23 protein-coding genes and 1 pseudogene are annotated in these 24,272 nt (G+C 41.7%); 13 read left to right on the top strand and 11 right to left on the bottom strand.

Annotation, left to right across the window (positions count from 1 at the left end; genetic code table 11):
• Window position 1: 1 nt before the first annotated feature.
• The 3 genes from adeK (at window position 2) to MN869_RS04975 (ending at window position 2,373) form a co-directional block, all read left to right on the top strand.
• A complete protein-coding gene (adeK, locus tag MN869_RS04985; protein WP_005205918.1) occupies window positions 2-1,465 on the top strand; it encodes a multidrug efflux RND transporter AdeIJK outer membrane channel subunit AdeK in 1,464 nt (487 codons plus the stop codon).
• A gap of 108 nt (window positions 1,466-1,573) precedes the next feature.
• Window positions 1,574-1,924, top strand: a complete 351-nt coding sequence (locus tag MN869_RS04980; protein WP_005296351.1) for a YbjQ family protein — start codon at window positions 1,574-1,576, stop codon at window positions 1,922-1,924.
• A gap of 8 nt (window positions 1,925-1,932) precedes the next feature.
• Window positions 1,933-2,373 carry a YbjQ family protein gene (locus tag MN869_RS04975; RefSeq protein ID WP_033133586.1) on the top strand — a complete coding sequence of 147 codons (441 nt, stop codon included), beginning with the start codon at window positions 1,933-1,935 and terminating at the stop codon, window positions 2,371-2,373.
• A 31-nt stretch (window positions 2,374-2,404) separates the two neighbouring features.
• Here the strand turns inward: MN869_RS04975 and MN869_RS04970 are convergent, their stop codons facing one another.
• The 4 genes from MN869_RS04970 to MN869_RS04955 all read right to left on the bottom strand — a co-directional run bounded on the left by MN869_RS04970 (window position 2,405) and on the right by MN869_RS04955 (window position 5,387).
• A complete protein-coding gene (locus tag MN869_RS04970) occupies window positions 2,405-3,115 on the bottom strand; it encodes a diphthine--ammonia ligase (protein ID WP_005205929.1) in 711 nt (236 codons plus the stop codon).
• Window positions 3,112-3,918, bottom strand: coding sequence for an SDR family NAD(P)-dependent oxidoreductase (locus tag MN869_RS04965; protein WP_241304760.1), 807 nt, complete (start codon window positions 3,916-3,918; stop codon window positions 3,112-3,114). The genes MN869_RS04970 and MN869_RS04965 overlap by 4 nt, the downstream gene beginning before the upstream one ends.
• Window positions 3,919-3,931: 13 nt before the next feature.
• Window positions 3,932-4,594 carry a hypothetical protein gene (locus MN869_RS04960; protein ID WP_159886709.1) on the bottom strand — a complete coding sequence of 221 codons (663 nt, stop codon included), beginning with the start codon at window positions 4,592-4,594 and terminating at the stop codon, window positions 3,932-3,934.
• Window positions 4,595-4,706: 112 nt separating this feature from the next.
• Window positions 4,707-5,387 (bottom strand): hypothetical protein, encoded by a 681-nt coding sequence (locus MN869_RS04955; RefSeq protein ID WP_005322691.1) that lies wholly within the window; start codon window positions 5,385-5,387, stop codon window positions 4,707-4,709.
• A gap of 371 nt (window positions 5,388-5,758) precedes the next feature.
• Here MN869_RS04955 and MN869_RS04950 point away from each other — a divergent pair, with 371 nt between their 5' ends.
• On the top strand, window positions 5,759-8,659 hold the full coding sequence (locus tag MN869_RS04950; protein ID WP_159886705.1) for a valine--tRNA ligase: 2,901 nt from the start codon (window positions 5,759-5,761) through the stop codon (window positions 8,657-8,659).
• A 53-nt stretch (window positions 8,660-8,712) separates the two neighbouring features.
• Here the strand turns inward: MN869_RS04950 and MN869_RS04945 are convergent, their stop codons facing one another.
• The 5 genes and pseudogenes from MN869_RS04945 to MN869_RS04925 all read right to left on the bottom strand — a co-directional run bounded on the left by MN869_RS04945 (window position 8,713) and on the right by MN869_RS04925 (window position 12,255).
• Window positions 8,713-9,222: a YfbU family protein gene (locus MN869_RS04945; protein WP_241289387.1), complete on the bottom strand. Its 510-nt coding sequence runs from the start codon at window positions 9,220-9,222 to the stop codon at window positions 8,713-8,715.
• 7 nt (window positions 9,223-9,229) lie between these two features.
• Window positions 9,230-9,943: an FRG domain-containing protein gene (locus tag MN869_RS04940; protein WP_241304759.1), complete on the bottom strand. Its 714-nt coding sequence runs from the start codon at window positions 9,941-9,943 to the stop codon at window positions 9,230-9,232.
• Between the two features lie 173 nt (window positions 9,944-10,116).
• Window positions 10,117-10,398, bottom strand: a pseudogene (locus MN869_RS04935) (endonuclease domain-containing protein); the annotation flags it as partial.
• A 146-nt stretch (window positions 10,399-10,544) separates the two neighbouring features.
• Entirely contained in the window at window positions 10,545-11,564 is a 1,020-nt protein-coding gene (locus MN869_RS04930) for a molecular chaperone DnaJ (RefSeq protein WP_241289382.1), read from the bottom strand.
• Between the two features lie 103 nt (window positions 11,565-11,667).
• A complete protein-coding gene (locus tag MN869_RS04925; RefSeq protein ID WP_241289379.1) occupies window positions 11,668-12,255 on the bottom strand; it encodes a hypothetical protein in 588 nt (195 codons plus the stop codon).
• Between the two features lie 163 nt (window positions 12,256-12,418).
• Between MN869_RS04925 and MN869_RS04920 the strand changes: the two genes are divergently transcribed.
• Window positions 12,419-13,027, top strand: coding sequence for a hypothetical protein (locus MN869_RS04920; protein WP_241304758.1), 609 nt, complete (start codon window positions 12,419-12,421; stop codon window positions 13,025-13,027).
• Window positions 13,028-13,090: 63 nt separating this feature from the next.
• On the opposite strand, the gene MN869_RS04915 is transcribed toward MN869_RS04920, so the two are convergent.
• Both MN869_RS04915 and MN869_RS04910 read right to left on the bottom strand, forming a co-directional pair.
• Window positions 13,091-13,876 (bottom strand): 3-hydroxybutyrate dehydrogenase, encoded by a 786-nt coding sequence (locus tag MN869_RS04915; protein WP_241304757.1) that lies wholly within the window; start codon window positions 13,874-13,876, stop codon window positions 13,091-13,093.
• Between the two features lie 72 nt (window positions 13,877-13,948).
• The gene (locus MN869_RS04910; protein WP_241289371.1) at window positions 13,949-15,373 is read right to left on the bottom strand and encodes a GntP family permease; all 1,425 of its coding nucleotides are present in this window, start codon (window positions 15,371-15,373) and stop codon (window positions 13,949-13,951) included.
• A 505-nt stretch (window positions 15,374-15,878) separates the two neighbouring features.
• Between MN869_RS04910 and MN869_RS04905 the strand changes: the two genes are divergently transcribed.
• The 8 genes from MN869_RS04905 to MN869_RS04870 all read left to right on the top strand — a co-directional run bounded on the left by MN869_RS04905 (window position 15,879) and on the right by MN869_RS04870 (window position 24,258).
• Entirely contained in the window at window positions 15,879-16,763 is an 885-nt protein-coding gene (locus MN869_RS04905; protein ID WP_004803082.1) for a LysR family transcriptional regulator, read from the top strand.
• A 180-nt stretch (window positions 16,764-16,943) separates the two neighbouring features.
• The gene (locus MN869_RS04900; RefSeq protein ID WP_070075836.1) at window positions 16,944-17,648 is read left to right on the top strand and encodes a CoA transferase subunit A; all 705 of its coding nucleotides are present in this window, start codon (window positions 16,944-16,946) and stop codon (window positions 17,646-17,648) included.
• Window positions 17,649-17,650: 2 nt separating this feature from the next.
• Window positions 17,651-18,292 carry a CoA transferase subunit B gene (locus MN869_RS04895; RefSeq protein ID WP_033133597.1) on the top strand — a complete coding sequence of 214 codons (642 nt, stop codon included), beginning with the start codon at window positions 17,651-17,653 and terminating at the stop codon, window positions 18,290-18,292.
• A gap of 131 nt (window positions 18,293-18,423) precedes the next feature.
• A complete protein-coding gene (locus MN869_RS04890) occupies window positions 18,424-19,833 on the top strand; it encodes a TIGR00366 family protein (RefSeq protein ID WP_241304756.1) in 1,410 nt (469 codons plus the stop codon).
• Window positions 19,834-20,184: 351 nt separating this feature from the next.
• The gene (locus MN869_RS04885) at window positions 20,185-21,372 is read left to right on the top strand and encodes an ammonium transporter (RefSeq protein WP_243306909.1); all 1,188 of its coding nucleotides are present in this window, start codon (window positions 20,185-20,187) and stop codon (window positions 21,370-21,372) included.
• Between the two features lie 433 nt (window positions 21,373-21,805).
• Window positions 21,806-22,750, top strand: coding sequence for a transporter substrate-binding domain-containing protein (locus MN869_RS04880; RefSeq protein WP_241304754.1), 945 nt, complete (start codon window positions 21,806-21,808; stop codon window positions 22,748-22,750).
• Between the two features lie 79 nt (window positions 22,751-22,829).
• Complete coding sequence (locus tag MN869_RS04875) at window positions 22,830-23,573, top strand: amino acid ABC transporter permease (RefSeq protein ID WP_004803070.1); 744 nt, start codon at window positions 22,830-22,832, stop codon at window positions 23,571-23,573.
• A gap of 1 nt (window position 23,574) precedes the next feature.
• Window positions 23,575-24,258 carry an ABC transporter permease subunit gene (locus tag MN869_RS04870; protein WP_241304753.1) on the top strand — a complete coding sequence of 228 codons (684 nt, stop codon included), beginning with the start codon at window positions 23,575-23,577 and terminating at the stop codon, window positions 24,256-24,258.
• Window positions 24,259-24,272: the final 14 nt, after the last annotated feature.

Here is a 24,272-nt window from a genome sequence, read left to right as displayed (position 1 = left end):
GATGCAAACTGTATGGTCTATTTCCAGTCGTGGCATTGCAATCTCTGCACTCGCGCTATCTTTGGCTGCCTGCCAAAGCATGCGCGGGCCAGAGCCTGTTGTGAGTTCAGATGTTCCTGAAAGCTTCGCGTCTTATGGCAATGCTTCTGGAAAATCAATTGCGGAACAAGGTTACAAAGACTTCTTTGCTGACCAACGTTTACTGCAAGTGCTTGATCTAGCACTTGCCAATAACCGTGATTTACGTACGGCTACGTTGAACATTCAAAAAGCGCAACAGCAATACCAAATTTCGGAAAACAACCAATTGCCAACAATTGGGGCAAGTGGTAGTGCTGTTCGTCAAGTGACCCCTACCCGTGACCCAAATAATCCTTATTCAACTTATCAAGTTGGTTTGGGTCTAACTGCTTATGAGTTAGATTTTTGGGGGCGTGTACGTAGCTTGAAAGATGCAGCTTTAGATAGCTACCTCGCAACACAAAGCTCACGTGATGCAACGCAGATCAGTTTAATCAGCCAAGTGACTCAAGCATGGTTAAACTACTCATACGCGAATGCACAATTGAAACTTGCGGATCAAACGCTAAAAGCTCAACAAGACTCGTTTAACTTGAACAAGAAACGTTTCGATGTAGGTATTGATAGCGAAATCCCTGTGCGCCAAGCACAAATTTCAGTTGAAACGGCACGTAATGATGTCGCGAACTACAAGACTCAAGTTGCTCAAGCTCAAAACTTGTTGAACTTACTTGTTGGTCAGCCAGTTCCTCAGAACTTGCTCCCTCAACAACAAGTGGCGAGTATCACGCAACAAAACGTGTTTAGCGCTGGCTTACCAAGTGACTTGCTCAACAACCGTCCAGATGTAAAAGCATCTGAATACCAGTTAAGTGCTGCGGGTGCGAATATTGGTGCTGCTAAAGCCCAACTCTTCCCAACTATTAGCCTGACTGGTTCTGCTGGTTATGCATCAACTGATTTGAGTGACTTATTCAAATCAGGGAATGCGTTATGGTCAATTGGTCCAAGCTTGAATATCCCAATTTTTGACTGGGGTACTCGTAAGGCCAATGTCAAAATCTCTGAAACTGATCAGAAAATTGCACTTGCTAACTATGAGAAGTCAGTACAGTCAGCTTTCCGTGAAGTAAATGATGCTTTGGCAACACGTGCTAACATTGGTGACCGTTTAACCGCTCAACGTCGTTTGGTTGATGCAACTAATACAACATACAAGCTTTCAAATGCCCGCTTCCGTGCTGGTATTGATAGCTATTTAACCGTATTGGATGCACAACGTTCTGCTTATTCAGCAGAACAAGGTTTATTGTTATTACAACAAGCAAACCTCAACAACCAAGTTGAACTTTACAAAACACTTGGCGGTGGTCTCAAAGCCTCATCCAGTGAAACGGTAACGCATCAGCCATCGAGCTCTGAACAACATTACGCAAAAAAATAATTTCATCTTTTGCGCATAAAAAAGCTCACTTCGGTGAGCTTTTTTATTGCAACCATTGCCAATATTTCTTATCTTCAAACTGAATATATTGATGATTTAGAAAATACGATGTTACTAAGCAGTTTAGAGTCTGTACCGGGCCATGAAATCTTACGCCAGCTAGATGTGGTGTATGGCAGCACCGTTCGTAGTAAACATGTTGGTCGTGATTTGATGGCAGGTTTAAAGAATATTGTGGGTGGTGAGTTAACGGGTTATACCGAATTGCTGGAAGAGTCACGTCAGGAAGCCACTCAACGTATGATTGATAAGGCCAAAGGTTTAGGTGCCAATGCCATTGTCGGTATTCGTTTCTCAACTTCAAATATTGCCCAAGGCGCATCAGAGTTATTTGTCTATGGTACAGCGGTAGTAGTACAACCCGTTGCGCCTAAACTTCCTGATCCATTTGGCGCATAGGCAAAATTATGGATGGATTAATTTTTCAGATTGTCCTGTTTCTGATCCTATTTTCAGTCGGTTGGGGTTTTGGTCGTCATATCGAGCAGAAACACTTACGTGAACTGGATCAGAAAGAAAAGCAATTTTCCCATATCCGTATTGACACCAATCGCTTTGTAGAAACCTCAGCCTATGGGCAAATGGTCAGCAGCAATGTGGTGATCTCCCACGATTATTTTAAGTATGTACTGGCAACCATTCGAAACTTCTTTGGTGGGCGTTTGGTCAGCTATGAAAGTGTGGTGGAACGGGCGCGTCGTGAAGCTGTGGTTCGCCTAAAGCAAGAAGCGCATGCCATGGGTGCGAACCATATTATGGGGGTTCGACTCAGTACCACTGAATTGGGTATGCAAGGTGGAATGGTTGAAGTATTTGCTTATGGTACGGCAATCATCCATACACAATAAAAAAATCCTGTGCCATGCACAGGATTTTTGCTTAGGATTCGGCAAAGATCGCTTGCCAATAATGATAGGTTTTCTCTTCCCCATCTTCTAACTTAAACTGGTATGACATCTGACGAATTTCAGCAATTTCAAATTCAACAGGATGTTTGAATAAACCGCCTGCATAAGCAAAGGTATGGTATTCGCCATTTTCACCACAAACATCAACATCGCTGGGCATCCGCTCAAGCAAAGCTGCATCGATATCCTGTCCAATAAACGACTCATCCAATTTACTGGCATCGGTCACGATGATTTTGGTTTGAATGCCTGAATCCAAGAAATCCTGCATCACTTCAAGCGAGTTCAGATTCCATATCGGCTCAACCACTTCAATACCTAAAGGATGCAAACGGTCTTCACGATATTTGCGTACATCGCTCAGGTAAATATCACCAAAGATAAAGTGCTCAACACCCTGTGCCTTAAAATGATTGGCTGCATCGAGCATACGTTGCTCATAGACAGGCAGACTTTTTGGTAGAAATACAGGATAAAGTGGAATACCAATACTTTCAGCCTGCTTTTCAAGCAATGCATGTGGAATGGCATGCATAGATGACAACGCTGTTTCTTCATTGACCGTGGTTAATAAAGCAACTACCTCAAATTCATTTTGCTGTAAGACTTTATACAGTGCCAATGAAGAGTCTTTACCACCGCTCCAATTAAAAACAGCTTTCTTACGATTATTCACACTCATTTCACTTTCATTTTGCGAATCATCTTATACAACAAGTTTGGTGACAATCGAGAAACCAACACACCTAATTGTTCTTTTTTCCCACCGACTACAATATATTGCTCGCCTGCCATCAACGACTCCACCACACGCTCAGCAAATACATCGGCATCTAAACCATTTTCAATGGCTTCATCCTGATGACCTTGTGGTTTGCCTTCACCATTTAAGGCATTAAAAGAGACATTGGTTTTGACAAAGCCTGGGAAAACCACCGAAACGTCAACACCTTCAGGTGCAACTTCAGCACGCAAACTGTTGGCCCACATATGAATGGCTGCTTTGGCTGCTGAATAGGTCGCGCGATATTGCGTACCGAGTAAACCTGCGACACTGGAAACGAACACTACTCGACCTGATTTTTGTTGCAGAAAAGTCGGTAACACGGTTTTAGTAAAAAAGACCTGTGAAAAGTAGTCGACTTCCATGATGGCACGTTCAGTTTGCATGGTGGTGTCTTGAATTAAAGCACGTTGACTTAAACCGGCATTATTGATCAGCCAGTCAATACGTCCTTTACAGGCCAAGACCTGTTCATGCGCATGGCGGACTTGAGCTTCATCGGTAATATCTGCGGCAATCGAAAGATGCTGTTCGGGCTTGAGTAACCCAACGCGTACCGCTTCCAGTTCATCATAACGACGCGAGGTCAGCACCACTTGTGCACCTTGCAATGCGCATTCACGAGCTAAAGCTTTGCCTAAGCCAGATGAAGCGCCAGTAATCCAGACCACTTTATTTTCGAGAGTTTTGAGTTTTGCCATGTCCATGTCCTACCTATGCTTGATGACGCATAAATTTCAGGAAGTAATCTACATATGTTGCCGCGACTTGCTGATCAATTTGCGTGCCTAATTTTTCCAAACGCTTATAACCCAAATGTGTAGTCATATTAATGACCCCATTAAGGGTTTTATCGACCACGAAATTAAACTTGAGACATTTCTTTGGTTCACGAATCAAATGGGTCACACCAGCATCAATCACTTCAGTGAGAAGTTTGAGTGCATTTGAAATTTCTCGATGATCTCCGCCTGCCAACTTTTGGCTAGAAACGATGACCTTCTGAGCCAAATGCTGCTCAACAGGATAAGTCATATATACCTGTTCATCTTCAAGTTGTAAGGTTTTAGAGAGGTATTCCACCAAAGGGATTAAGCGGTCATTGCCAAAAAATGAAATCGACCATGGCATATATTTGCGAATTGCTTCCAAAATTTGCTGAATCACTTTTTCAGATTCACCGGTTTGTGAATACTGCTGATTCTCTTGTAGCAGTACCATAAACACTTGTTCAATTACTTCACATGCCATTTCCGACAATACACTGCCTAAAGCATTGGCCTGACTTTCTTTACTTCCTTGCAATAACTGTGTCCGAATATGCGCAAAACGTGCATAAGTATCCGCATGAATATTTAAAAAAACGGCGGTGTTCATTCTAATAACCCTAGTTTTTGGATCGCATAAAAAAGAGCTTGTTTAACAAGCCCTTTTATCAGATCAATTTTTCTATCATTTTTGGCGTTGTACACGCCGAATTTAGCACACTCTATTCTGTATCGACATGCATAAATGCTAAAAAATGATTGACACAATCCGTTGCTGCATTGCTATCCACTTGATTACCCATTTTCTCTAAACGCTTATAACTTAAATGTGCAGTCATATTGATCACCCCATTTAAGGTTTTATCCACTACAGTATTAAAGTTGAGACATTTTTTCGGTTCACGGATCAAGCTGGTCACACCCAAATCCACGATTTGAATCAAGGTTTGAAACACATCGACCATATCACTGATTTCATTATTCTTGAGTTGCGTGACCAAACGATGTGCCTGCTGCACCAATTGTCGATCAATCGGATAAGATACATAAACCTGCTCATCGTGATACTTGATCATATTGGAAAAATAATTGGCAAAGGGACACAGACGTTCATTCCCAAATAAAGCAATCGACCACGGCATATATTTACGTACCGCCCCAATGATCTGTTGAATCACCCTTTCAGATTCAGCAGTATTTTTCTGGGTGAGCTGCGTCGGCTGACGATTTTGAATCAAGAGTACCGAAAACACTTGCTCGACAATCTCACACGCAATTTCGGATAACACCTCACCCAAGATACGGGATTGGCTCTCATGCGTACCAGCATTGAGCTGTTGGCGGATGGTTTCAAATTGTCCATGTGTGACGTCATTAATTTTCAACAGGATTGAATAACTCATGAGAAGCATCCCTTTTTTAGTTTTTTGCATTCTTATATTGTTGTTTTGAGCATCAATATTTTTAAGTTATGTGATGCATTACACAAATCTAATCCTATTTGTATAAAAATCCAACGCCTTTCATCGGCTTTTTTCAAAAAAATGAAGTCTATAAAGACTTTATCTTGATTGAGCTGTCGATCATCAGGCATAAAAGCCACATGATGAAGCTGTACTCAACATATCCTCAATAAAAGCTCAAAAAATGGCAATTCAGACATTATTTAAGCAGCTTTTCGCATTAACACTTGGCGCGGCTGAAATGCCTACAGAAGCGAGGATTTTTTGCTACAATAGATCTAATTTTTTATTCAATTTTAATCTTCTGTACTATGACTGACGCTCAATCTGCTCAAAATATTGCAACCACTTACGATCCAACCGAGATCGAAAAGAAATGGTATCAAATCTGGGAACAACAAGGTTATTTCAAACCATCAGGTCAAGGTGAATCATTCTGTATCATGATTCCACCCCCGAACGTCACCGGTAGCTTGCACATGGGACATGGCTTTAACAATGCCATCATGGATGCACTGACCCGTTACAATCGTATGATGGGTAAAAATACCTTATGGCAGCCAGGAACCGACCATGCGGGGATTGCAACGCAGATGGTGGTCGAGCGTCAACTAGGTGCACAAGGTGTCAGCCGTCATGACTTAGGTCGTGAAAAGTTCATCGAAAAAATCTGGGAATGGAAAGAGCAATCAGGCGATACCATCACCCGTCAGATTCGTCGTTTAGGTTCTTCAGTCGACTGGTCGCGCGAACGCTTCACGATGGATGAAGGTTTATCCAATGCAGTAAAAGAAGTTTTCGTAAAACTGCATGAAGATGGCTTAATCTACCGTGGTAAACGCCTAGTCAACTGGGATCCAAAACTACAAACGGCGCTATCAGACTTAGAAGTTGAATCGGATAAAGAAGAAGCAGGTTCATTGTGGCACTTCAAATACTTCTTTGAAGATAAAAACCTTCGTACCCATGATGGTAAAGACCACATCGTTGTCGCCACCACTCGTCCTGAAACCTTGTTAGGTGATACTGCGGTTGCTGTGGCACTTGATGATGAACGCTATACGCACCTTGTGGGTCAGAACATTATCCTGCCAATCACAGGTCGTGCTGTTCCAATCGTTAAAGATGAATATGTAGATAAAGAATTCGGTACAGGCTGTGTGAAAATCACCCCTGCACATGACTTTAACGACTATGAAGTTGGTAAGCGTTGTGAATTACCAATCATCAATATCTTCAATAAAAATGCAGAAGTATTGGCTGAGTTTGAATATATTGCCAAAGCGGGTGAGCAAATTTCTAAAACCATCCCTGCCCCTGCGGACTACATCGGTTTAGAGCGTTTTGCAGCGCGTAAAAAACTGGTTGAACAAGCAGAAGCTGAAGGCTGGTTAGATCAAATCCAACCTTATACGCTTAAACCACCTCGCGGTGACCGTTCAGGTGTGATCGTTGAACCATTATTAACAGATCAATGGTATGTAAAAATTGCTCCATTGGCGCAACCTGCAATTGAAGCGGTTCAAGATGGCCGTATCAAGTTTGTTCCTGAACAGTACAGCAACATGTACATGGCGTGGATGAACAACATCCAAGACTGGTGTATCTCTCGTCAGCTTTGGTGGGGTCACCGTATCCCAGCTTGGTACGACGCTGAAGGCAACATCTATGTGGGTCGTGACGAAGCGGAAGTTCGTGCCAAAAACAACATCCCTGCTGATGTTGTGTTAAACCAAGATGAAGACGTACTAGATACTTGGTTCTCTTCTGCGCTGTGGACCTTCTCAACCTTAGGTTGGACTGGCGATGCCAAGAAAGATGCGGAAAACTATTTTCTCAATACTTTTCACCCAACTGATGTATTGGTGACTGGTTTTGACATCATCTTCTTCTGGGTTGCTCGTATGATCATGTTTACGATGCACTTCATGAAGAATGAAGATGGTACGCCACAAGTACCGTTTAAAACGGTCTATGTTCATGGTCTGGTTCGTGACGGCGAAGGTCAAAAAATGTCGAAGTCTAAGGGCAACGTACTTGACCCACTGGACTTGATTGATGGCGTAGACCTTGAGACCTTGGTACAAAAACGTACGACAGGTCTGATGAACCCGAAACAAGCAGCGAAGATTGAAAAATCAACCCGTAAAGAATTCCCAGAAGGTATCCAAGCTTACGGTACTGACGCAGTTCGCTTCACGTTCTGTGCACTTGCCAATACAGGTCGTGACATTAAGTTCGACATGAAACGTGTTGAAGGCTACCGTAACTTTGCCAACAAAATCTGGAACGCAACCCGTTTCGTATTGATGAATGTTGAAGGTCAAACGGTTGCTCAAGAAGCGCGCCCAGAGCTGTGGGAACTTCCAGAAAAATGGATCATGAGCCGTCTGCAAAAAGCAGAAGCTGCTGTACATCAAGCATTCGCTACCTATCGTTTAGACCTTGCTGCACAAGCGATCTATGACTTTATCTGGAATGAATACTGTGACTGGTATGTTGAATTAACCAAACCAGTTCTAAACGATGCCAATGTATCTGAAGAGCGTAAAGCGGAAGTTCGCCGTGTATTACTTGCGGTGATGGAAGCCTCTTTACGTTTAGCACATCCGTTGATGCCGTATTTGACTGAAGAAATCTGGCAAACGCTTGCGCCGATGTTAGGCAAAGGCGGTGCTACGATTATGACTGCACAATACCCTGTTCCTGATCAAGCGAAAGTGAATGATCAAGCTGAAGCAGACATGCAGTGGTTACAAGGTTTGATTGGTGCGGTACGTAATATTCGTGGTGAAATGGGCTTAGGTAATGCGCGTTTATTGCCTGTATTACTCAAGAATATTTCTGATGCTGAGCGTGAACAAATCATCCGTATCGAAGCTTTATTCAAAGCACTCGCTAAAGTTGAAAGCATTGAGTTCTTAAGCAATGAGCAAGAACCACCGCTTTCTTGTTCTAGCGTTGTTAGCCATGCATCGGTATTTGTACCAATGAAGGGCTTGATTGATCCTAAAGCTGAATTGGGTCGTTTGCAGAAAGACTTGGATAAGGTTCAAAAGCAGCATGACCAAATTGCCAATAAACTTTCGAATGAAGGTTTTGTCGCGAAAGCACCGGCAGCGGTTGTTGAAGGTGAAAAAGTGAAATTGGCTGAGTTTGCTGATCAGTTAGCGAAAATTAAGCAAAGTATGGAGCAGATTGCTGCGCTTTAAGTACTAGTTTGATGTAAAAAATCCCCTCGAATGAGGGGATTTTTTTGATAATTTTATGCATTCAATATGCTTAAGGCCTGTTCAGTATTCATTTGCCAAATAACAATATTCTCTTTATTAACTTTAGCGAGCATTCTTCTGTATTTATCAAGCATTGGGCAATGACTATTTAAGTGGTCGTTCTGATAATAATATTGTTTCTGTTCTTGAAATTTCCCCTGAATTTCAATTAAGAATCTGGTAAATCCAAGATGTTCTGACTCATTATTACCATCAAACCCTTTAAAAATACTATAACTATGCTGTATTAACTCTTCATCTTTTGTTCTTCGCTTCAAATCTTCTATTGCTCGATATAAATCTAAAATGTCTAATACAAAGCGGCTTTCCTCTTTTGGCATTTCATCATCTATCCACTGATCTAACAATGAATAAAAAATTTCATAGCCATTTTCTAGAATTTGAATTAACTCTTTATAATAATTAGCATCATTAGTATCTAATTTAGCCAAAATTTTATATTGATTAATTAATATTAAACGATCTTTTTTTTCCAATTGCATAATACACCTAAAGAATCTTTGTTTTAATATGGTTAGCAATACCAACCATGTCAGGATAAATAGTAAATTCGTTTAAATTTGCCCATTTCAGAAATATTCTAGCTTCTTCTTTCGCAGAAGCAGGCAAAATAATTTTTCTAAAGCAATCTTTTGCTGTATTTTCAAAACTACCTTCCATAGTCCCAAATACGGTGAATCTACCAGCCTGTGCTTTCAATCTATCACTAATGTAATTAGGTTGTATTGCTAATGGTTTTTCAATTTTAACAGGACGATTTTCCCAATAAGTTTTTTTATACTCAAAATTAGGATCATCTGGTAAACCAATAACTTCGTCACGTCCACTTAAGCGATTTAATGCTAAAGGATCTAAAACATATATTGCACTGTCACTATCATTAGAAAAATCGGAATGTAGAATAAATGCTAAAGCCACTCCTAAAACTGTAGTCCAATCTAGCAACCTAGTTGGAATCCAATAATGTTGCATATCAAACAAGGTTTCCCAATCATTTGCCCTTGTTTGAAAAACACCTATAGAAAGACGTTTAAATTCCTCAAAAAGTATTTTTTCTTTTCTTTCCCAATCAACACATCTCGATAAACTTGGATGAAGTCCCCAACTGCAATCAAATTGTCCTCTATACCAAATTTCAGTAGGATTTCCCAATTCATCTTCTGCTACTTTTAATTCATTTAAGAAGTTATTCCAATCACTCATATTTTGCTAACTTATTAATTTTATAAAAATACTTCTAACATTTTAATCAAAATATTACAACCTACTATCAATAGAAGAAGCAAATTTCATTACGGATCATATTACACTTCATAACAAATCGACTAAAGACTTTCTAAAACCACATTAGCATTTTGCAAGATCTAATGATTTCAATACCATAATACTCTCAAATCCAAAGCCTCTAAAAACTTAGTTCGTTCAGCATCATATTCAATCGTATCTTCAGCGCCATGCTGGCTGCCATCTAGTTCGATCACCAAACCCAGTTCATGGCAGTAAAAATCTACAATATACGGTGAAATCACATGCTGTCTGCGAAATTTCAAGCTCATAAATCTTTTAGCACGAAGTAGTTGCCACATCAGGTTTTCTGCGTCAGTCGCATTACTTCGCATAGTTTTAGCGAATTCTAATAACTGTGGGTCTAGTTTCATTTTTTCTCCTATTTTTAATTTCCCTCACCCCAACCCTCTCCCTTAGGGAGAGGGAGCGTCCTTTGTGAATTTGATAGTTATTCGATACGCAATAAAGTTCCCTCTCCTTTCAGGAGAGGGCTAGGGAGAGGTATTTTTAAAAAAGCTTATAAAACCCCATGCCCCAACAACATCTCCACCCCACTCAGCTTTTTCATATGCTTTAAACGCTCTTTTTCCCACTTCAACCGCTGCTTTAACTCAGCACAATCCGCATCTATGGCTTTATACACATCACTAATATGCACATGCTCAGCTTTGACTTTCTTCGCTATCTGAAAAGAATCCAAAATCTCTTCAATTTGACTTTCAAGCTGCTGACTTTGTGCATCCAAAGCCAATTTATAAAACTTCACTTGCTCTGCCGATAACTCTTTTGACCCTACACCTTTGTCCTGTTCTAGCTGTAATTGAAGTTTGAGCAAATAAAACAAATCCTGCTGTTCATAAGCCTGACTTGCCTGTTGGAACAACTCAGTTTTTTCTTCTTTTTTGGACTCGTCTTGCTCACGATCAGGATGAATCATTGCAGCAATTTTTAAATATACGGTTTTCAACGACTGCGCTGCCATCTGCTCAGCTTGTTCTCGTTTCTGCTGCTGTCGAAGTTGTTTAGCTTGTTCTCGTGCCCGTTGCTGCTCCGCCGCATATTGTTCAAAGTCATCTTCTTCTAATTCTTCGCTTTGCTCAGAACTTTCATTAAATTCAAACTTGGCTGACTGTACTTTTTTAGTCTTTTTAAGAGATTGCTGGGCATGTTGCTGATAAAAAGTATCAATCTGCTTGACCAGCTTTAACTGTTCATCACTCAACATCTTGGAACGCTTTAACATTTGCGCAAGCTGAGCAATTTTTTCATCCAGTTGTTGCATATCCGCTTTGGAAAACTCATGCTGCTGTAACAGCGTCCAAAGCTGATCTAACTGCTGAAACAAGACTTCATGCAATTCACTATACACAGGCATCAGCTTTTGCCGTGTGTGCTGTTGAATCTCGGCTTGGGCATTTTGCCATGTGGCAAGGCTGATTTTTTGCTGTTCTATTTGATCAATCAGGCGATTCAGCTTTTTCTGCTGTGCAGAAGGTTCTGCCCTTTGTTTTAAACTGACTTTGAGATCAAAGGACATAATGCTTCCGCCTAAAAATTAAAAAGTGTAGCAATAATCAGCTAACAAAGTCAGCAAACGCTTTCAATATCGTGTTTGGACAAACGCGTCGATTAACTAAGCTTTACTCATCGCCAAATAAGGCATTGGCTGAAACGACTTTGGTGATTTTAACTTTATCTTGTTTCAGCAAGGGATAGATTTTTTGTCTAAGTGCATCACTGGTCATGCTGCCATTCAAATTCAGTAACACAGGCTCTTCGCTCAGTGACCCTTTACCTAAGTATTCTTGATTCAAATCATTGGTGGTTGCTTGATTCACCACCACAAAAAAGCCTGAAATGCCTTTGACCTGACCACAGGCCAAACTTTGTGGTGACCAATCCCCTTGGCGAATCACTTTTTGCAACGTATAGCCTTTGCTTTTTAATTGTTGCGTTTGTGCTGCGGTTGCGATTGGAAAATCAATCCGCTTTTGCTGTCCTTTCCAATTCACCAGCAAATGACTGGATTGACAAGATTCACGCATAACGCCTCCACTTCCTCTCAGCGCGCCTTCATCTGGATCAAAACAGGATGAAATCACTTGAAAAGTCGCTTCACCACAATGCAACGACTCGGATTGATAGATCTTGAATGGCGTTGCTTGGGCTTGGCTCAACTGAGTTAAACAGACTGATAAAAGACAAAAACTGATGAATTTATTGTTCATATGAGGTCGTATTAGAATGAAAAGCTGATTCATTCTAACTCAAAAATTGAGTGACTAAAGAAAGTCCTCATACTCCTCAATTTGAATTAAACATTAAAAATGACAAACCCAACTTTTAAGCTAAAATCCGTTATATACATCATCATTTAAATACTCGAATTGTATGAAGAATAAAGTCCTATTGCTCACCTCATTTATTTTGCTCGCTGGATGTCATGAAAAACCAAAAACATCATCAGAAAGCGATCACCCCACACAAAAGGCAGCTCAACAGACTCAAGCCGTCTCAGAACCTGTGCTTATTCCTGCTACACCTGAATCCGATTATCTCGCCAATAATTCAACTCCACTACCAAAAGGCTATTCAGTCGATACAACCCATCTCAAAAAGCCTTTATTTATTGATTTTGATGGCGATGGAGATCTGGATACTTTTCGAGTGCTGAAAAACCCAAATAAAAAAGGAATGAAATATCTCTTTGAATTCCGTATCTCAAATAGCGACAAAGTTTATTATTACGAAAATACAGATAAAGATTATGACCTCGATATTTTTGGAACTTTTGAAGTCGCCCCTAAAACAGATATTTACGTAGACGAAGATTATCGCTTTGATGAAGATGGAAATATCTTAGCTGATGAGCAAATTGACCCAAAATATTATCTAAAGTTCAAGGGTGATGGTATTTCTGTCAATGTTTTAGAAGAAACCTGTGCAACATCTGTGTTTTTCTTAACAGATGAAAAAATTAAACGCATTGCGCTGTGCTAACTCATCACTGTCATTTCATAAAAAACCGCTCAATTGAGCGGCTTTTTTAATCACATAAACGGATTACTGTGCGGTATAACCACCATCCATCACCACCGCCTGACCTGTAATCCCTGCACCTTTGCTGCTGGCAAGGAAAATCGCATAGTCGGCAATTTCCTCAACACTGAGTAAACGCTTTTGTGGCACCATGGCCAAAATTACATCTTCCAAAGCACTTTCCAGACTTACATTACGGGTTTTGGCTAAGTCCGCAATTTGCCCACGCACCAACGGTGTATCCACATAACCTGGGCATAATGCATTCACGGTGATTCCATCACGGGCACATTCCAAAGCTGCCACTTTAGTTAAACCAATCACCCCATGCTTGGCACTGTTATATCCTGCCTTGCCTGCAAAACCAATCAATCCATTGATCGAAGACATATTGATAATACGACCATATTTTTGCGCTTTCATAATTGGAAACGCATGTTTAATTCCGATAAATGAACCTGTCAACATCACCTGTACCAGTTTCTGATAAATATCAGTTGAGAAGTCTTCAATTGCTGCAACATGCTGAAAACCCGCATTATTGATCAGAATATCCAGTCGCCCAAACGTTTGCGTGGTCAAATCAATCGCCGCTTTATAAGCTTGCTCATCAGTCACATCACATGGCGCAGATAAGGCTTCAAAACCTTGTTGTTTTAACTGCTCCACTGCTTGCTGACATTTCTCTGCATTGACATCAGAAATCACCACTTTCGCGCCTTCCTGAGCAAATCTTTTCGCAATTTCCAGACCAATGCCACTAGCTGAACCCGTAATAAAGGCCACTTTAGCTTCAAGTTGTTGAGTCACTGCGTTACTCCTGTTTTTGTTTATCTTGATTGCTTACCTGTCAGTATAGGCAAGCTGAAATTAAAATTCGACTTAGACAATACCGAACCATGTAAATGCAGCAATCACCACAAATACTGCTAAGGTTTTAATAATAGTGACCGCAAAAATATCTTTATAGGATTGCTTATGAGTTAAACCTGTGACCGCAAGCAAGGTAATTACCGCGCCATTATGTGGGAGCGTGTCCATACCGCCCGATGCCATCGCCACCACACGATGCATCACTTCTGGTGGAATGCCTGCCGCCACAATAGCAGCGTTATAGGTTTCTGCCATCGCACTCAAAGCAATACTCATCCCGCCCGATGCCGAACCTGTAATCCCCGCCAACACGGTCGTGGTCACCGCACCATTGACCAAAGGATTGGTAAAGGTGGTACCGAGTGCATGGCTAATCAGAGCAAAGCCCGGCAATGCCGCAATAATGGCACCAAAACCATACTCCGACGCGGTATTCATCACCGCCAATAATGAACCACTGATACTGGCATTGACACCTTCTTTAAAGTTGGTTACCACGCGCTGATAATCAAATAAAATCGCAGCAATAATCCCGACAATCAAGGCCAAGCCGACGGCCCAGATTGCGCCTGTTTTTGCCACATCAACAGTGTAGTTGGCGAGACCAATTGCATTAAAATCAAAACCATTCGGATACCATTCTTTGATGGCTGTGGATAGATAACGGTTCATCACTGCAACCAGAATCAACGGCACAAAGGCCATGCCTTGACGTAGTACTGAACCATTGTGCTGCGTAGATTGTTCAACATCGGCAGTCGCTAGCGTGACTGCATCTTCAGCAGCAAAACCTGCATAGCCTTCACCTGTACGAGCCGCAGCTTTACGACGTGATTCCAGATACAGTAGCCCCATACTTAAGACGAAAATCGCCCCAATGACACCCAAAAACGGCGCTGCATAAATATTGGTGCCAAAGAATGTGGTTGGAATCACGTTTTGAATTTGGGGTGTCCCCGGTAAGGCATCCATGGTGAATGTAAATGCGCCTAGGGCAATGGTGCCAGGAATCAAACGTTTTGGAATATTGGCTTGTTGGAACAACTGATTGGCAAATGGATAAATCGCAAATACCGCCACAAACAGACTGACACCGCTATAAGTCAGAATGGCACCGAGTAAAACCACAGTTAAAATGGCTTTTTTTGCGCCAATTAAATTGACAATGGTGCGGGCAATCGACTCGGCAATACCGGACATTTCTACCACTTTGCCAAAGATCGCGCCAAGCAAGAACACCAAGAAATAGTCTTTAATGAAATTGACCATTTTCGGCATGAAAACGCCCGAATAAAACGGCAGCACGTTGGCGGGGTTAATCAGAAAAACCGCCAGCAATGCACATAACGGCGCCATGAGAATCACGGAAAAACCGCGATAGGCCGTGTACATCAGCAAGCCTAAAGACAGCAGAATGACAAATAAGTCCCACATATTCTTTTACTCCATTCCAAAGAATATATGTCAGGGTCAACCAAATTATTTTTTTTATACTGTGTGGTGGTTATCCTAACCATAAATAAAATCAAAATACTGCCGATTGCAGTACTGAATCTAAAACCATGACGCATGTTAAAACGTATTTTAAAATAGCATTAAAATCACAAAAAACAAGACCATTAAAACAAAACACATAATTTTAATTATCATTAAAAATCAATATAATACACAAATTAATACCAAAAAAATTTAATTGATTAATAAAACAAATTAACTATTCAAAAATACTCATCAATCTCATCAAATTATATTTAGCTTATTCTTTTTAAAATCCATTTTTCGATATTGAGATAAAATAAATCAATAATCGCATGTCAAATTTTTAAAAATAAACAGCTTGCCTCTCGCCACCGAATTAACAAAAATGCCAGTCACAATGTGCTGTTTTTTTATAAATTACAGCATATAAATCAAAAACTTTCCGCATAGGTCGTCCACCATGACTTTAAAGCAACTCAAAGCATTTCTGGCTTTGACTCGTACCCTGAATTATGCAAATGCCTCTGCTGAATTGCATCTCAGTCAATCTGCTTTAAGTCTAAGTATCAAATCACTGGAAGAAGAACTGGGCGGCAAGCTATTTAAACGTAATACTCGTCGGGTTGAACTGACACAAGAAGGAAAATCACTGATTCCCTATGCCAAGAAATTACTGGCCAATTGGGAAGATATGGAAAAAGACGTCAAACAACGATTTAAACTCAATCGCGGCACCCTGAACATTGCCTCGATGCCCTTTGTCACCCATGCGATTTTGCCGCAAGTCATTCATAGTTTTTTAGCCAAACATCCCAATATCAGCTTTTCCATTCATGATATCCCCAATGAAAAAGTACTGGAAAATGTTCAGGATGGCATTTTTGAAATTGGGATTTGCTTTGAACCACCGCGTAATGATCAACTGGAATTCAAGCCTTTATTTGAGGAAGATTTTCTTGCGCTCTTACCAAAGACTCATCCTTTGGCAAGCGCGGATTCGATTAGTTGGAAACAGCTGTGTGCTAATCCCTTTGTCACCTTGCAACATCCCTCCATTGTTCGACATCTGATTGAAGAAAACTGTCTTAAAAATCATCTGACTTTAGATTTAAAAGTCGAATGTCATCAAATCAGTTCCCTCTCCAGCTTTGTGGCATTGGATATGGGGGTCAGTGCCATACCCCGCCATTTTCAAAATTTTATCGATAAGGAACATAATGTCTTAATCGAAATTGAGGATGGCAAACTACCGCAAGCGATTGGCATTGTCTATAAAAAAGACTTTGAGCTTTCCAATATCTCAGCCGAGTTTATCGAGATCTTGCTACAACATGATTTTGGCTAATTCCTTTCGGCTGATACACCAAGACAGACTCCCCTGTTATAACGCCAGTTTTGAGTGAAATAGATGAAATTTATTGTATTAATGAGTTTCCCTCATTAATCCTTTAAAAATTTAAACTTCTGTAAATAATCCCTGAGTGCTAAAACTATTAGAAACCAAGGAATTTACAGGTGAAAAAAAATGAATAAAGTCTATTCAACCGCTGCACTGGCACTGCAAGATGTAGTGCAAGATCAACAAACATTTGCGGTTGGCGGTTTTGGCCTATGTGGTATTCCTGAAGCCTTGATTCAAGCACTGAAAGAAACCGGTGTAACAGGCCTCACTTGTATCTCCAATAATGCAGGTATTGATGATTTTGGCTTGGGTGTCTTGCTCAAAACCCGACAAATTAAAAAAATGATCTCGTCTTATGTGGGCGAAAATAAAGAATTTGAACGTCAGTATTTGAATGGCGAGCTGGAAGTTGAACTCACACCTCAAGGCACACTAGCCGAAAAATTACGTGCAGGTGGTGCAGGCATTCCTGCCTTTTATACCGCAACAGGTGCTGGCACTTTGGTGGCTGAAGGTAAGGAACAACGTGAATTTAATGGTCGTACTTACATCCTTGAACCCTCACTGACCGCAGATGTGGCACTGGTTAAAGCCTACAAAGCGGATAAAGCTGGCAATCTGGTGTTCCGTAAAACTGCACAAAACTTTAACCCTGAATGTGCAATGGCTGGAAAAGTCACCATTGCTGAAGTAGAGCAAATTGTTGAGATCGGCGAACTTGATCCAGATGAAATTCATTTAGCGGGCATTTACGTCAATCGTGTGGTGCTGAATGCCACACCAGAAAAACGTATCGAACAAAAAACCCTAAAAGCACAGGACGCATAATCATGGCATGGACACGTGAACAAATGGCACAACGTGCCGCGCAAGAATTACAAGATGGTTTCTACGTCAATCTTGGTATTGGCCTGCCAACATTGGTTGCCAACTACATCCCAGAGGATATGGATGTGTGGTTGCAATCGGAAAATGGTCTACTCGGCATTGGTGAATTTCCAACCGAACAGCAACTCGACCCTGATCTAATCAATGCAGGCAAACAAACTGTCACCGCTCGTGCAGGTGCGGCATTTTTCTCAAGCAGTGAATCCTTTGCCATGATTCGTGGCGGCCACGTCAATATCGCCATTCTGGGTGCTATGGAAGTCTCTGAACAAGGTGACCTCGCCAACTGGATGATTCCGGGCAAAAAAGTCAAAGGCATGGGCGGCGCGATGGACTTGGTTGCAGGCGTTCAACGTGTGGTGGTGCTGATGGAACACAATGCCAAAGATGGGACTGCTAAAATCGTTAAGCAGTGTAGCTTACCGCTGACAGGTCAAAAAGTCGTGCATCGTATTATTACCGACTTGGGCGTTTTAGATGTTGTCGCAGAAGGCATCAAACTGGTGGAGTTAGCACCGGATGTCACTGAACAACAAATTCTAGATGCTACAGGTGTTGAGCTGTTGATTGAAGCCAAAGCTTAACTCTCCCCCCCTTTTTATTTTTCTCGTTGAAGTGATGCTGTAATGGCATCACTTTTCGCTGTTTTCGGGAGCAGCACATTCATTTAGGACAAATGAATCAGATACAACAAAATTAAAAATGGATGCTAAACATGAATAAACAACCTGCCTTGTTAGAACGGTTTGCCCTGCGGATTAGTAACTGGTCGGAAAAATGGTTTCCTGACTCTTATATCTTTGCCCTGCTCGGTGTGATTATCGTTTCCTTGGCTGCAATCAGTATCGGTGCATCGGTACAAGATGTCGCCAGCTCCTTTGGGAATGGTTTTTGGAGTTTAATCCCTTTCACTCTGCAAATGACCATGCTGATTATTGTTGGCTATGTGGTTTCGGTTTCTGCACCTGTGAAAAAACTGATTCAGAAGATGGCGCGTATCCCCCATTCGGGACGCAGTGCCATTGTGTTGGTGGCCACGGTCAGTTTATTGATTTCTTTGGTCAATTGGGCAGTCAGTACTATTCTAACGGCGTTATTGGTGATTGCGCTGGCAAAGCGTAAAGAACTACAGATGGACTATCGTGCTGCCGCCGCTGCTGCAATTATTGGTATGGGCGCAACTTGGGCACTGGGTATCAGTTCTTCTGCAGCCCAGTTACAGGCGAATAAAGCCAGTCTACCTGAGTCGATCTATAACTTAACCGGTGTGATTCCATTTACCGAAACCATCTTCCTGTGGCAATCCATGTTAATGACTTTAATCTTGGTGATTGTCTCAATTGCGATTGCCTATTGGTCTGCACCGAAAGGTGACAATGTCAAAACCATGCAGGATTTTGAGCTCAACTTTGAAGAAGAGGAAAAGACCGAAGTCAAATCGACCCGACCTGGGGATTGGTTGGAGAACTCACCGCTTTTGACCATTATTGTGGTGGCATTAGGCTTGATCTGGATGTTTATCGAGTTTTCTAAAACCAATCCAATCGTCGCCATTTCCAGTCTCAATACTTATAACTTTGTGTTTTTGATGCTGGGGCTTGCACTACACCGTACTCCACGTAATTTTCTCAATGCGGTGAGTCAGGCCGTGCCTGCTGTGTCAGGAATTTTAATCCAGTTCCCACTCTATGGCAGTATCGCCTTTATTATGACCCAAGCGCTGAATAGTCAGGATTTATCCCTGTCGCACTATATTGCTGAATTCTTTGTCTCGATTGCCTCCAAAGAGACCTTTGCGATTGTGATGGGCATCTACTCTGCGGTACTCGGTTTCTTTGTTCCCTCAGGCGGTGGTAAATGGATTATTGAAGCGCCATATGTGATGCAGGCTGCCAATGATTTGCAGGTGCATTTAGGTTGGTCGGTGCAGATTTATAATGCGGCAGAAGCATTGCCAAATCTGATCAATCCCTTCTTTATGCTGCCGATGTTGGGAATTTTAAAACTCAAGGCCAAAGACGTGATTGGTTTTACCGTGACTCAATTGGTGTTCCATCTTCCGTTAGTGCTGTTCTTATTGTGGATTTTAGGACGCACCCTCAGCTATAGCCCACCAGTCATGTAAGACCAACAACAATTGCACAGCGCTACTTTTTATATTGAACATCATGAATATAAAAAGTGGCGTGAGCTGTTCTTGAACACAGTAAAAACCCGCTTCCGATTTTCATTCAAATCCCCCACTACTTTCATTCTAAGTGCCCAGAACTGTGCTATTTTTAAGCAAATTGCACCACTTTTCACCAAAATTACAATTTATTTTCTAAATTGGTGCGTTTTTTGCATTAGATATTTCATCAAATTGAGCTGTTGCGATATAGCTTGAGTTTTTAGATTTACTAAATCTATTTTGGTGCAAAAAACGAATCAAATATTTGCACCAAAATAAAATTTAGCACTTTTTTTGAGCGCCACTATGCAAAACGTAGATCTATTTTTTTTACTGCTCGGGACAGTACTGGTATTAGCAATGCACGCTGGCTTTGCATTCTTGGAATTAGGCACGGTACGCCATAAAAACCAAGTCAATGCATTGAGTAAAATCCTCACCGATTTTGCCATTTCAGCAATTGCCTATTTCTTTGTAGGCTATTGGATTGCATATGGTCAAAACTTTTTCCACGCTGGCAGTACCTTAGCAGCCGATCATGGCTATAACCTGATGCGTTGTTTCTTCTTACTGACCTTTGCTGCTGCAATTCCTGCGATTATTTCGGGCGGTATTGCAGAACGTGCCAAAATGCGTGCTCAAGCCATTGCAACATTGATTTTGGTGGCACTCATCTATCCGTTCTTCGAAGGCATGATCTGGAATGGTAATTATGGCCTGCAAAAGTGGTTAGAGAACTCTTTTGGTGCAAGTTTCCATGACTTTGCAGGCTCCGTTGTGGTGCATGCCATGGGCGGTTGGATTGCCCTTGCTGCGGTGATTTTACTCGGTGCTCGTCATGGTCGTTATAAAAATGATGGTCGTGTCAGTGCTCATCCACCGTCATCGATTCCATTCCTTGCTTTAGGTTCATGGATTCTGATCGTGGGCTGGTTTGGCTTTAACGTGATGAGTGCACAACGGGTTGAAGCGATTTCAGGTCTGGTTGCAATCAATTCTCTCATGGCAATGGTCGGTGGTACTTTAGCAGCCAACTTTATGGGCCGTAATGACCCTGGTTTCTTACACAATGGTCCATTGGCTGGCTTAGTCGCAATCTGTGCAGGTTCCGACATTGTGCACCCAATTGGTGCGTTAATAATTGGTGGCACGGCGGGTGCACTATTTGTTTACCTGTTCACCTATACCCAAAACAAACTTAAAATTGATGATGTACTTGGGGTATGGCCTTTACACGGTGTATGTGGTGCATTGGGTGGAATTGCAGCGGGCATCTTTGGCCAACAAGCTTTAGGTGGCTTAGGGGGGGTCTCCATCATCTCGCAAATCATTGGTACGGGTCTTGGCATTATCATTGCCTTAGTCGGTGGTTTTATTGTCTATGGTCTATTAAAAGCCACTATGGGTATTCGCCTGTCACAAGAAGATGAGTATCGTGGTGCGGATCTTTCAATCCATAAAATTTCAGCCAATTCGGAAGAATCAATGTTCTAATTTTTTAAACCCTTTTAAGCGACGGAAACGTCGCTTTTTTTATCTCGACTAAAAACGAGCTGACTTTTCGTTTTCGTATTTGATCATGCTATTCCAATCAACCTTGCCTATACATAGCGGTTTTAGTACTAGGATAAAGCAGTTGTGCAACCGACTCTGTCCTAGTGAATCCAAGCGATCATGGCACATATCATGCTTTATATTTCTTGCAATTTTTACTGTAATTTACAGCTTTTAAATTACGCTATTCATCCACCATTACGATTAACAAAACCGTAAAGAATATCGCTTGAGCATGCGCATTGAACTCTATTAAGATGAAAAATAATGTTTTTTAATACATCAAAAAGAACACATTATTTTTCATAACAATGAACGGTTAAACCGCAACAATGACGCATGCGATCATAACGATACAAAAGGAGTTTTGTACATGATTTATAAACGCACCATGACCTCTCTGCTTTGTGCAGGCACATTGGTATTCGGACTCAGTGCTTGTAGTGACAACAAAGCGCCGGCCGCTGGCGACAAAGCGACTGAAGCTGGTGCCTCCACTTCGGGAACATTAAACAAAATCAAAAGCTCTGGCACGATAGTGCTGGGTTATCGAGATTCATCCATTCCCTTTTCTTATATTGCATCGACCCCAAACCAACCAGTCGGTTATGCGCATGATCTGCAACTTAAAGTGGTTGAGGCCGTAAAGCAGAAGCTGAATATGCCAGACCTAAAGATTCGCTACAACTTAGTGACCAGTCAGAACCGTATTCCACTGGTCTCGAATGGAACTGTCGATCTGGAATGTGGCTCAACCACCAATAATAAAGAACGACAACAGCAAGTTGATTTCTCTGTCGGTTTCTTTGAAGTGGGCTCTCGACTGCTGACTGCTAAAAATTCGGGGATTAAAGACTTTGCCGATTTAAAAGGCAAAAAACTGGTCACCACAGCAGGAACCACATCTGAACGCTATATTCGTCAACACCAGCAAGAACTTGGCATTGGCGAAATCATTTCCGCCAAAGACCATGCTGAATCCTTCCTGATGCTGCAAAATGGCCGTGCTGTGGCATTTATGATGGATGATATTCTGCTCGCAGGTGAAAAATCTAAAGCCAAAGATCCGAATCAATGGGACATCGTTGGTACTGCGCCAATTCATGAAATCTATGGTTGTATGCTGCGAAAAGGAGATACTGGTTTTAAACAGGTGGTTGATGATGCCATCAAGACAACTTATGCCTCTGGTGAAATCAACAAGATGTATGAAAAATGGTTCCAGCAACCGATTCCACCAAAGAATATTAATTTGAATTTTGCCATGTCGGATCAGCTCAAAGCCTTAATCAGCAATCCACATGATCGCGATCAATAATTCGCTCCCCTTATCGCAAGCATAGTAGTGTGAGATCGGGAAACAGTGGATGTTGTCCCGACTCTACTCAGGAGTTGTTATGAATTATAGCTGGAACTGGGGAGTTTTATGGCAATCAACAGGTATCGGAGATACCACCTACCTGAACTGGATCATCACAGGTCTGGGCTGGCTGGTTGTGATTGCTGTGGTCGCATGGACTATTGCCCTGCTGCTGGGCAGTATCCTCGGCATTATGCGCACGCTCCCCAATAAAACCGCCAGAGCCATCGGTACCACCTACGTTACCCTGTTTAGAAATGTACCTTTACTGGTTCAATTATTTATCTGGTTTTATGTGGTTCCCAACTTTCTGCCCGCCCCGATTAAAAACTGGTGGATGAATGATCTAGGAGCCAATACCACTGCCCTGATTTCGGCCAGTATCGGGCTGGGTCTGTTCACTGCTGCGCGGGTATGTGAGCAAGTCCGAACTGGGATTGAAGCCCTGCCCAAGGGACAAATCAATGCAGGCTATGCTATGGGCTTTTCCACGGCGCAACTGTATCGCTATGTCATTCTACCGCAGTCATTTCGCACCATTTTACCGCCGCTAAGTTCAGAGTTGACCAACTGTGTCAAAAACACCTCGGTCGCCTCTTTAGTCGGTGTTGCAGAAATTATTTCGCAGATGAAAACCATCAGTGAATACACTCAGAATACCATCGAAATTTATACCTATGTCACGCTGATTTTTATTCTGATTAACATCTGTCTTATTTTTAGCATGAACCTGTTGGAAAAGCGTCTGCGTATTCCTGGTTTAATATCAGGAGGAAAGTAGTATGGAATGGCTAACCTCTTTTCTCAGTGACTTACAGCAGTCTGGACCTGCGCTGTGGTATGGATTCAGCATTACCTTAAAAGTCGTGGTGATTGCGACCATTGGCGGTATTGCGATTGGTACTCTCGTGGCCCTGATGCGCCTGTCATCAATCAAAATTTTAAATTGGATTGCACAGGCTTATGTGGATCTGTTCCGTTCCATTCCGCTGTTACTGGTGCTGATGTGGTTCTACTTTGCCGTGCCATTTTTTTATACCGCAATTACAGGACAATATCTGACCATTGATACCGCTTTGGTTTCAAGTATCGTGGCCTTCATGCTGTTTGAAGCCGCTTATTTTTCTGAAATTGTCCGTGCAGGAATTCAGTCCATTCCCAAAGGTCAAGCTGCCGCTGCTTCTGCATTGGGCATGAGCTATGGCCAATCCATGCGTCTGATTATTCTGCCACAGGCATTCAGAAAAATGACACCCTTACTGCTTCAACAGACCATCATCCTGTTTCAGGATTCCACCATGGTCTATGCCATTGGCTTACTCGATTTTTTCAGAACAAATTATGTTCGTGGCGATTTAATGTCTCTACTCACCCAATATATTTTATTTGCAGGGCTGATGTACTTCACGATTAGTGCTTTAGCAACATTCGCAGTGAAACGTTTACAAAGGAGGTTAAGTGTATGAGCGACAATAAAGTA

It is taken from the genome of Acinetobacter sp. NIPH1876 (assembly GCF_022808535.1).
GTDB classification, from domain to species: domain Bacteria; phylum Pseudomonadota; class Gammaproteobacteria; order Pseudomonadales; family Moraxellaceae; genus Acinetobacter; species Acinetobacter higginsii.
Note: the sequence above shows the minus strand (reverse complement) of the source record. Positions and strands in the feature narration are given on the sequence as shown.

Coding starts and splice junctions, on each gene's coding strand:
- MN869_RS04925 (WP_241289379.1), bottom strand. CDS start 12,255: ATGAACAATAAATTCATCAGTTTTTGTCTTTTATCAGTCTGTTTAACT.
- MN869_RS04975 (WP_033133586.1), top strand. CDS start 1,933: ATGGATGGATTAATTTTTCAGATTGTCCTGTTTCTGATCCTATTTTCA.
- MN869_RS04970 (WP_005205929.1), bottom strand. CDS start 3,115: ATGAGTGTGAATAATCGTAAGAAAGCTGTTTTTAATTGGAGCGGTGGT.
- MN869_RS04880 (WP_241304754.1), top strand. CDS start 21,806: ATGATTTATAAACGCACCATGACCTCTCTGCTTTGTGCAGGCACATTG.
- MN869_RS04965 (WP_241304760.1), bottom strand. CDS start 3,918: ATGGCAAAACTCAAAACTCTCGAAAATAAAGTGGTCTGGATTACTGGC.
- MN869_RS04945 (WP_241289387.1), bottom strand. CDS start 9,222: ATGCAATTGGAAAAAAAAGATCGTTTAATATTAATTAATCAATATAAA.
- MN869_RS04940 (WP_241304759.1), bottom strand. CDS start 9,943: ATGAGTGATTGGAATAACTTCTTAAATGAATTAAAAGTAGCAGAAGAT.
- MN869_RS04960 (WP_159886709.1), bottom strand. CDS start 4,594: ATGAACACCGCCGTTTTTTTAAATATTCATGCGGATACTTATGCACGT.
- adeK (WP_005205918.1), top strand. CDS start 2: ATGCAAACTGTATGGTCTATTTCCAGTCGTGGCATTGCAATCTCTGCA.
- MN869_RS04920 (WP_241304758.1), top strand. CDS start 12,419: ATGAAGAATAAAGTCCTATTGCTCACCTCATTTATTTTGCTCGCTGGA.
- MN869_RS04885 (WP_243306909.1), top strand. CDS start 20,185: ATGCAAAACGTAGATCTATTTTTTTTACTGCTCGGGACAGTACTGGTA.
- MN869_RS04910 (WP_241289371.1), bottom strand. CDS start 15,373: ATGTGGGACTTATTTGTCATTCTGCTGTCTTTAGGCTTGCTGATGTAC.
- MN869_RS04890 (WP_241304756.1), top strand. CDS start 18,424: ATGAATAAACAACCTGCCTTGTTAGAACGGTTTGCCCTGCGGATTAGT.
- MN869_RS04955 (WP_005322691.1), bottom strand. CDS start 5,387: ATGAGTTATTCAATCCTGTTGAAAATTAATGACGTCACACATGGACAA.
- MN869_RS04875 (WP_004803070.1), top strand. CDS start 22,830: ATGAATTATAGCTGGAACTGGGGAGTTTTATGGCAATCAACAGGTATC.
- MN869_RS04905 (WP_004803082.1), top strand. CDS start 15,879: ATGACTTTAAAGCAACTCAAAGCATTTCTGGCTTTGACTCGTACCCTG.
- MN869_RS04895 (WP_033133597.1), top strand. CDS start 17,651: ATGGCATGGACACGTGAACAAATGGCACAACGTGCCGCGCAAGAATTA.
- MN869_RS04900 (WP_070075836.1), top strand. CDS start 16,944: ATGAATAAAGTCTATTCAACCGCTGCACTGGCACTGCAAGATGTAGTG.
- MN869_RS04930 (WP_241289382.1), bottom strand. CDS start 11,564: ATGTCCTTTGATCTCAAAGTCAGTTTAAAACAAAGGGCAGAACCTTCT.
- MN869_RS04950 (WP_159886705.1), top strand. CDS start 5,759: ATGACTGACGCTCAATCTGCTCAAAATATTGCAACCACTTACGATCCA.
- MN869_RS04980 (WP_005296351.1), top strand. CDS start 1,574: ATGTTACTAAGCAGTTTAGAGTCTGTACCGGGCCATGAAATCTTACGC.
- MN869_RS04870 (WP_241304753.1), top strand. CDS start 23,575: ATGGAATGGCTAACCTCTTTTCTCAGTGACTTACAGCAGTCTGGACCT.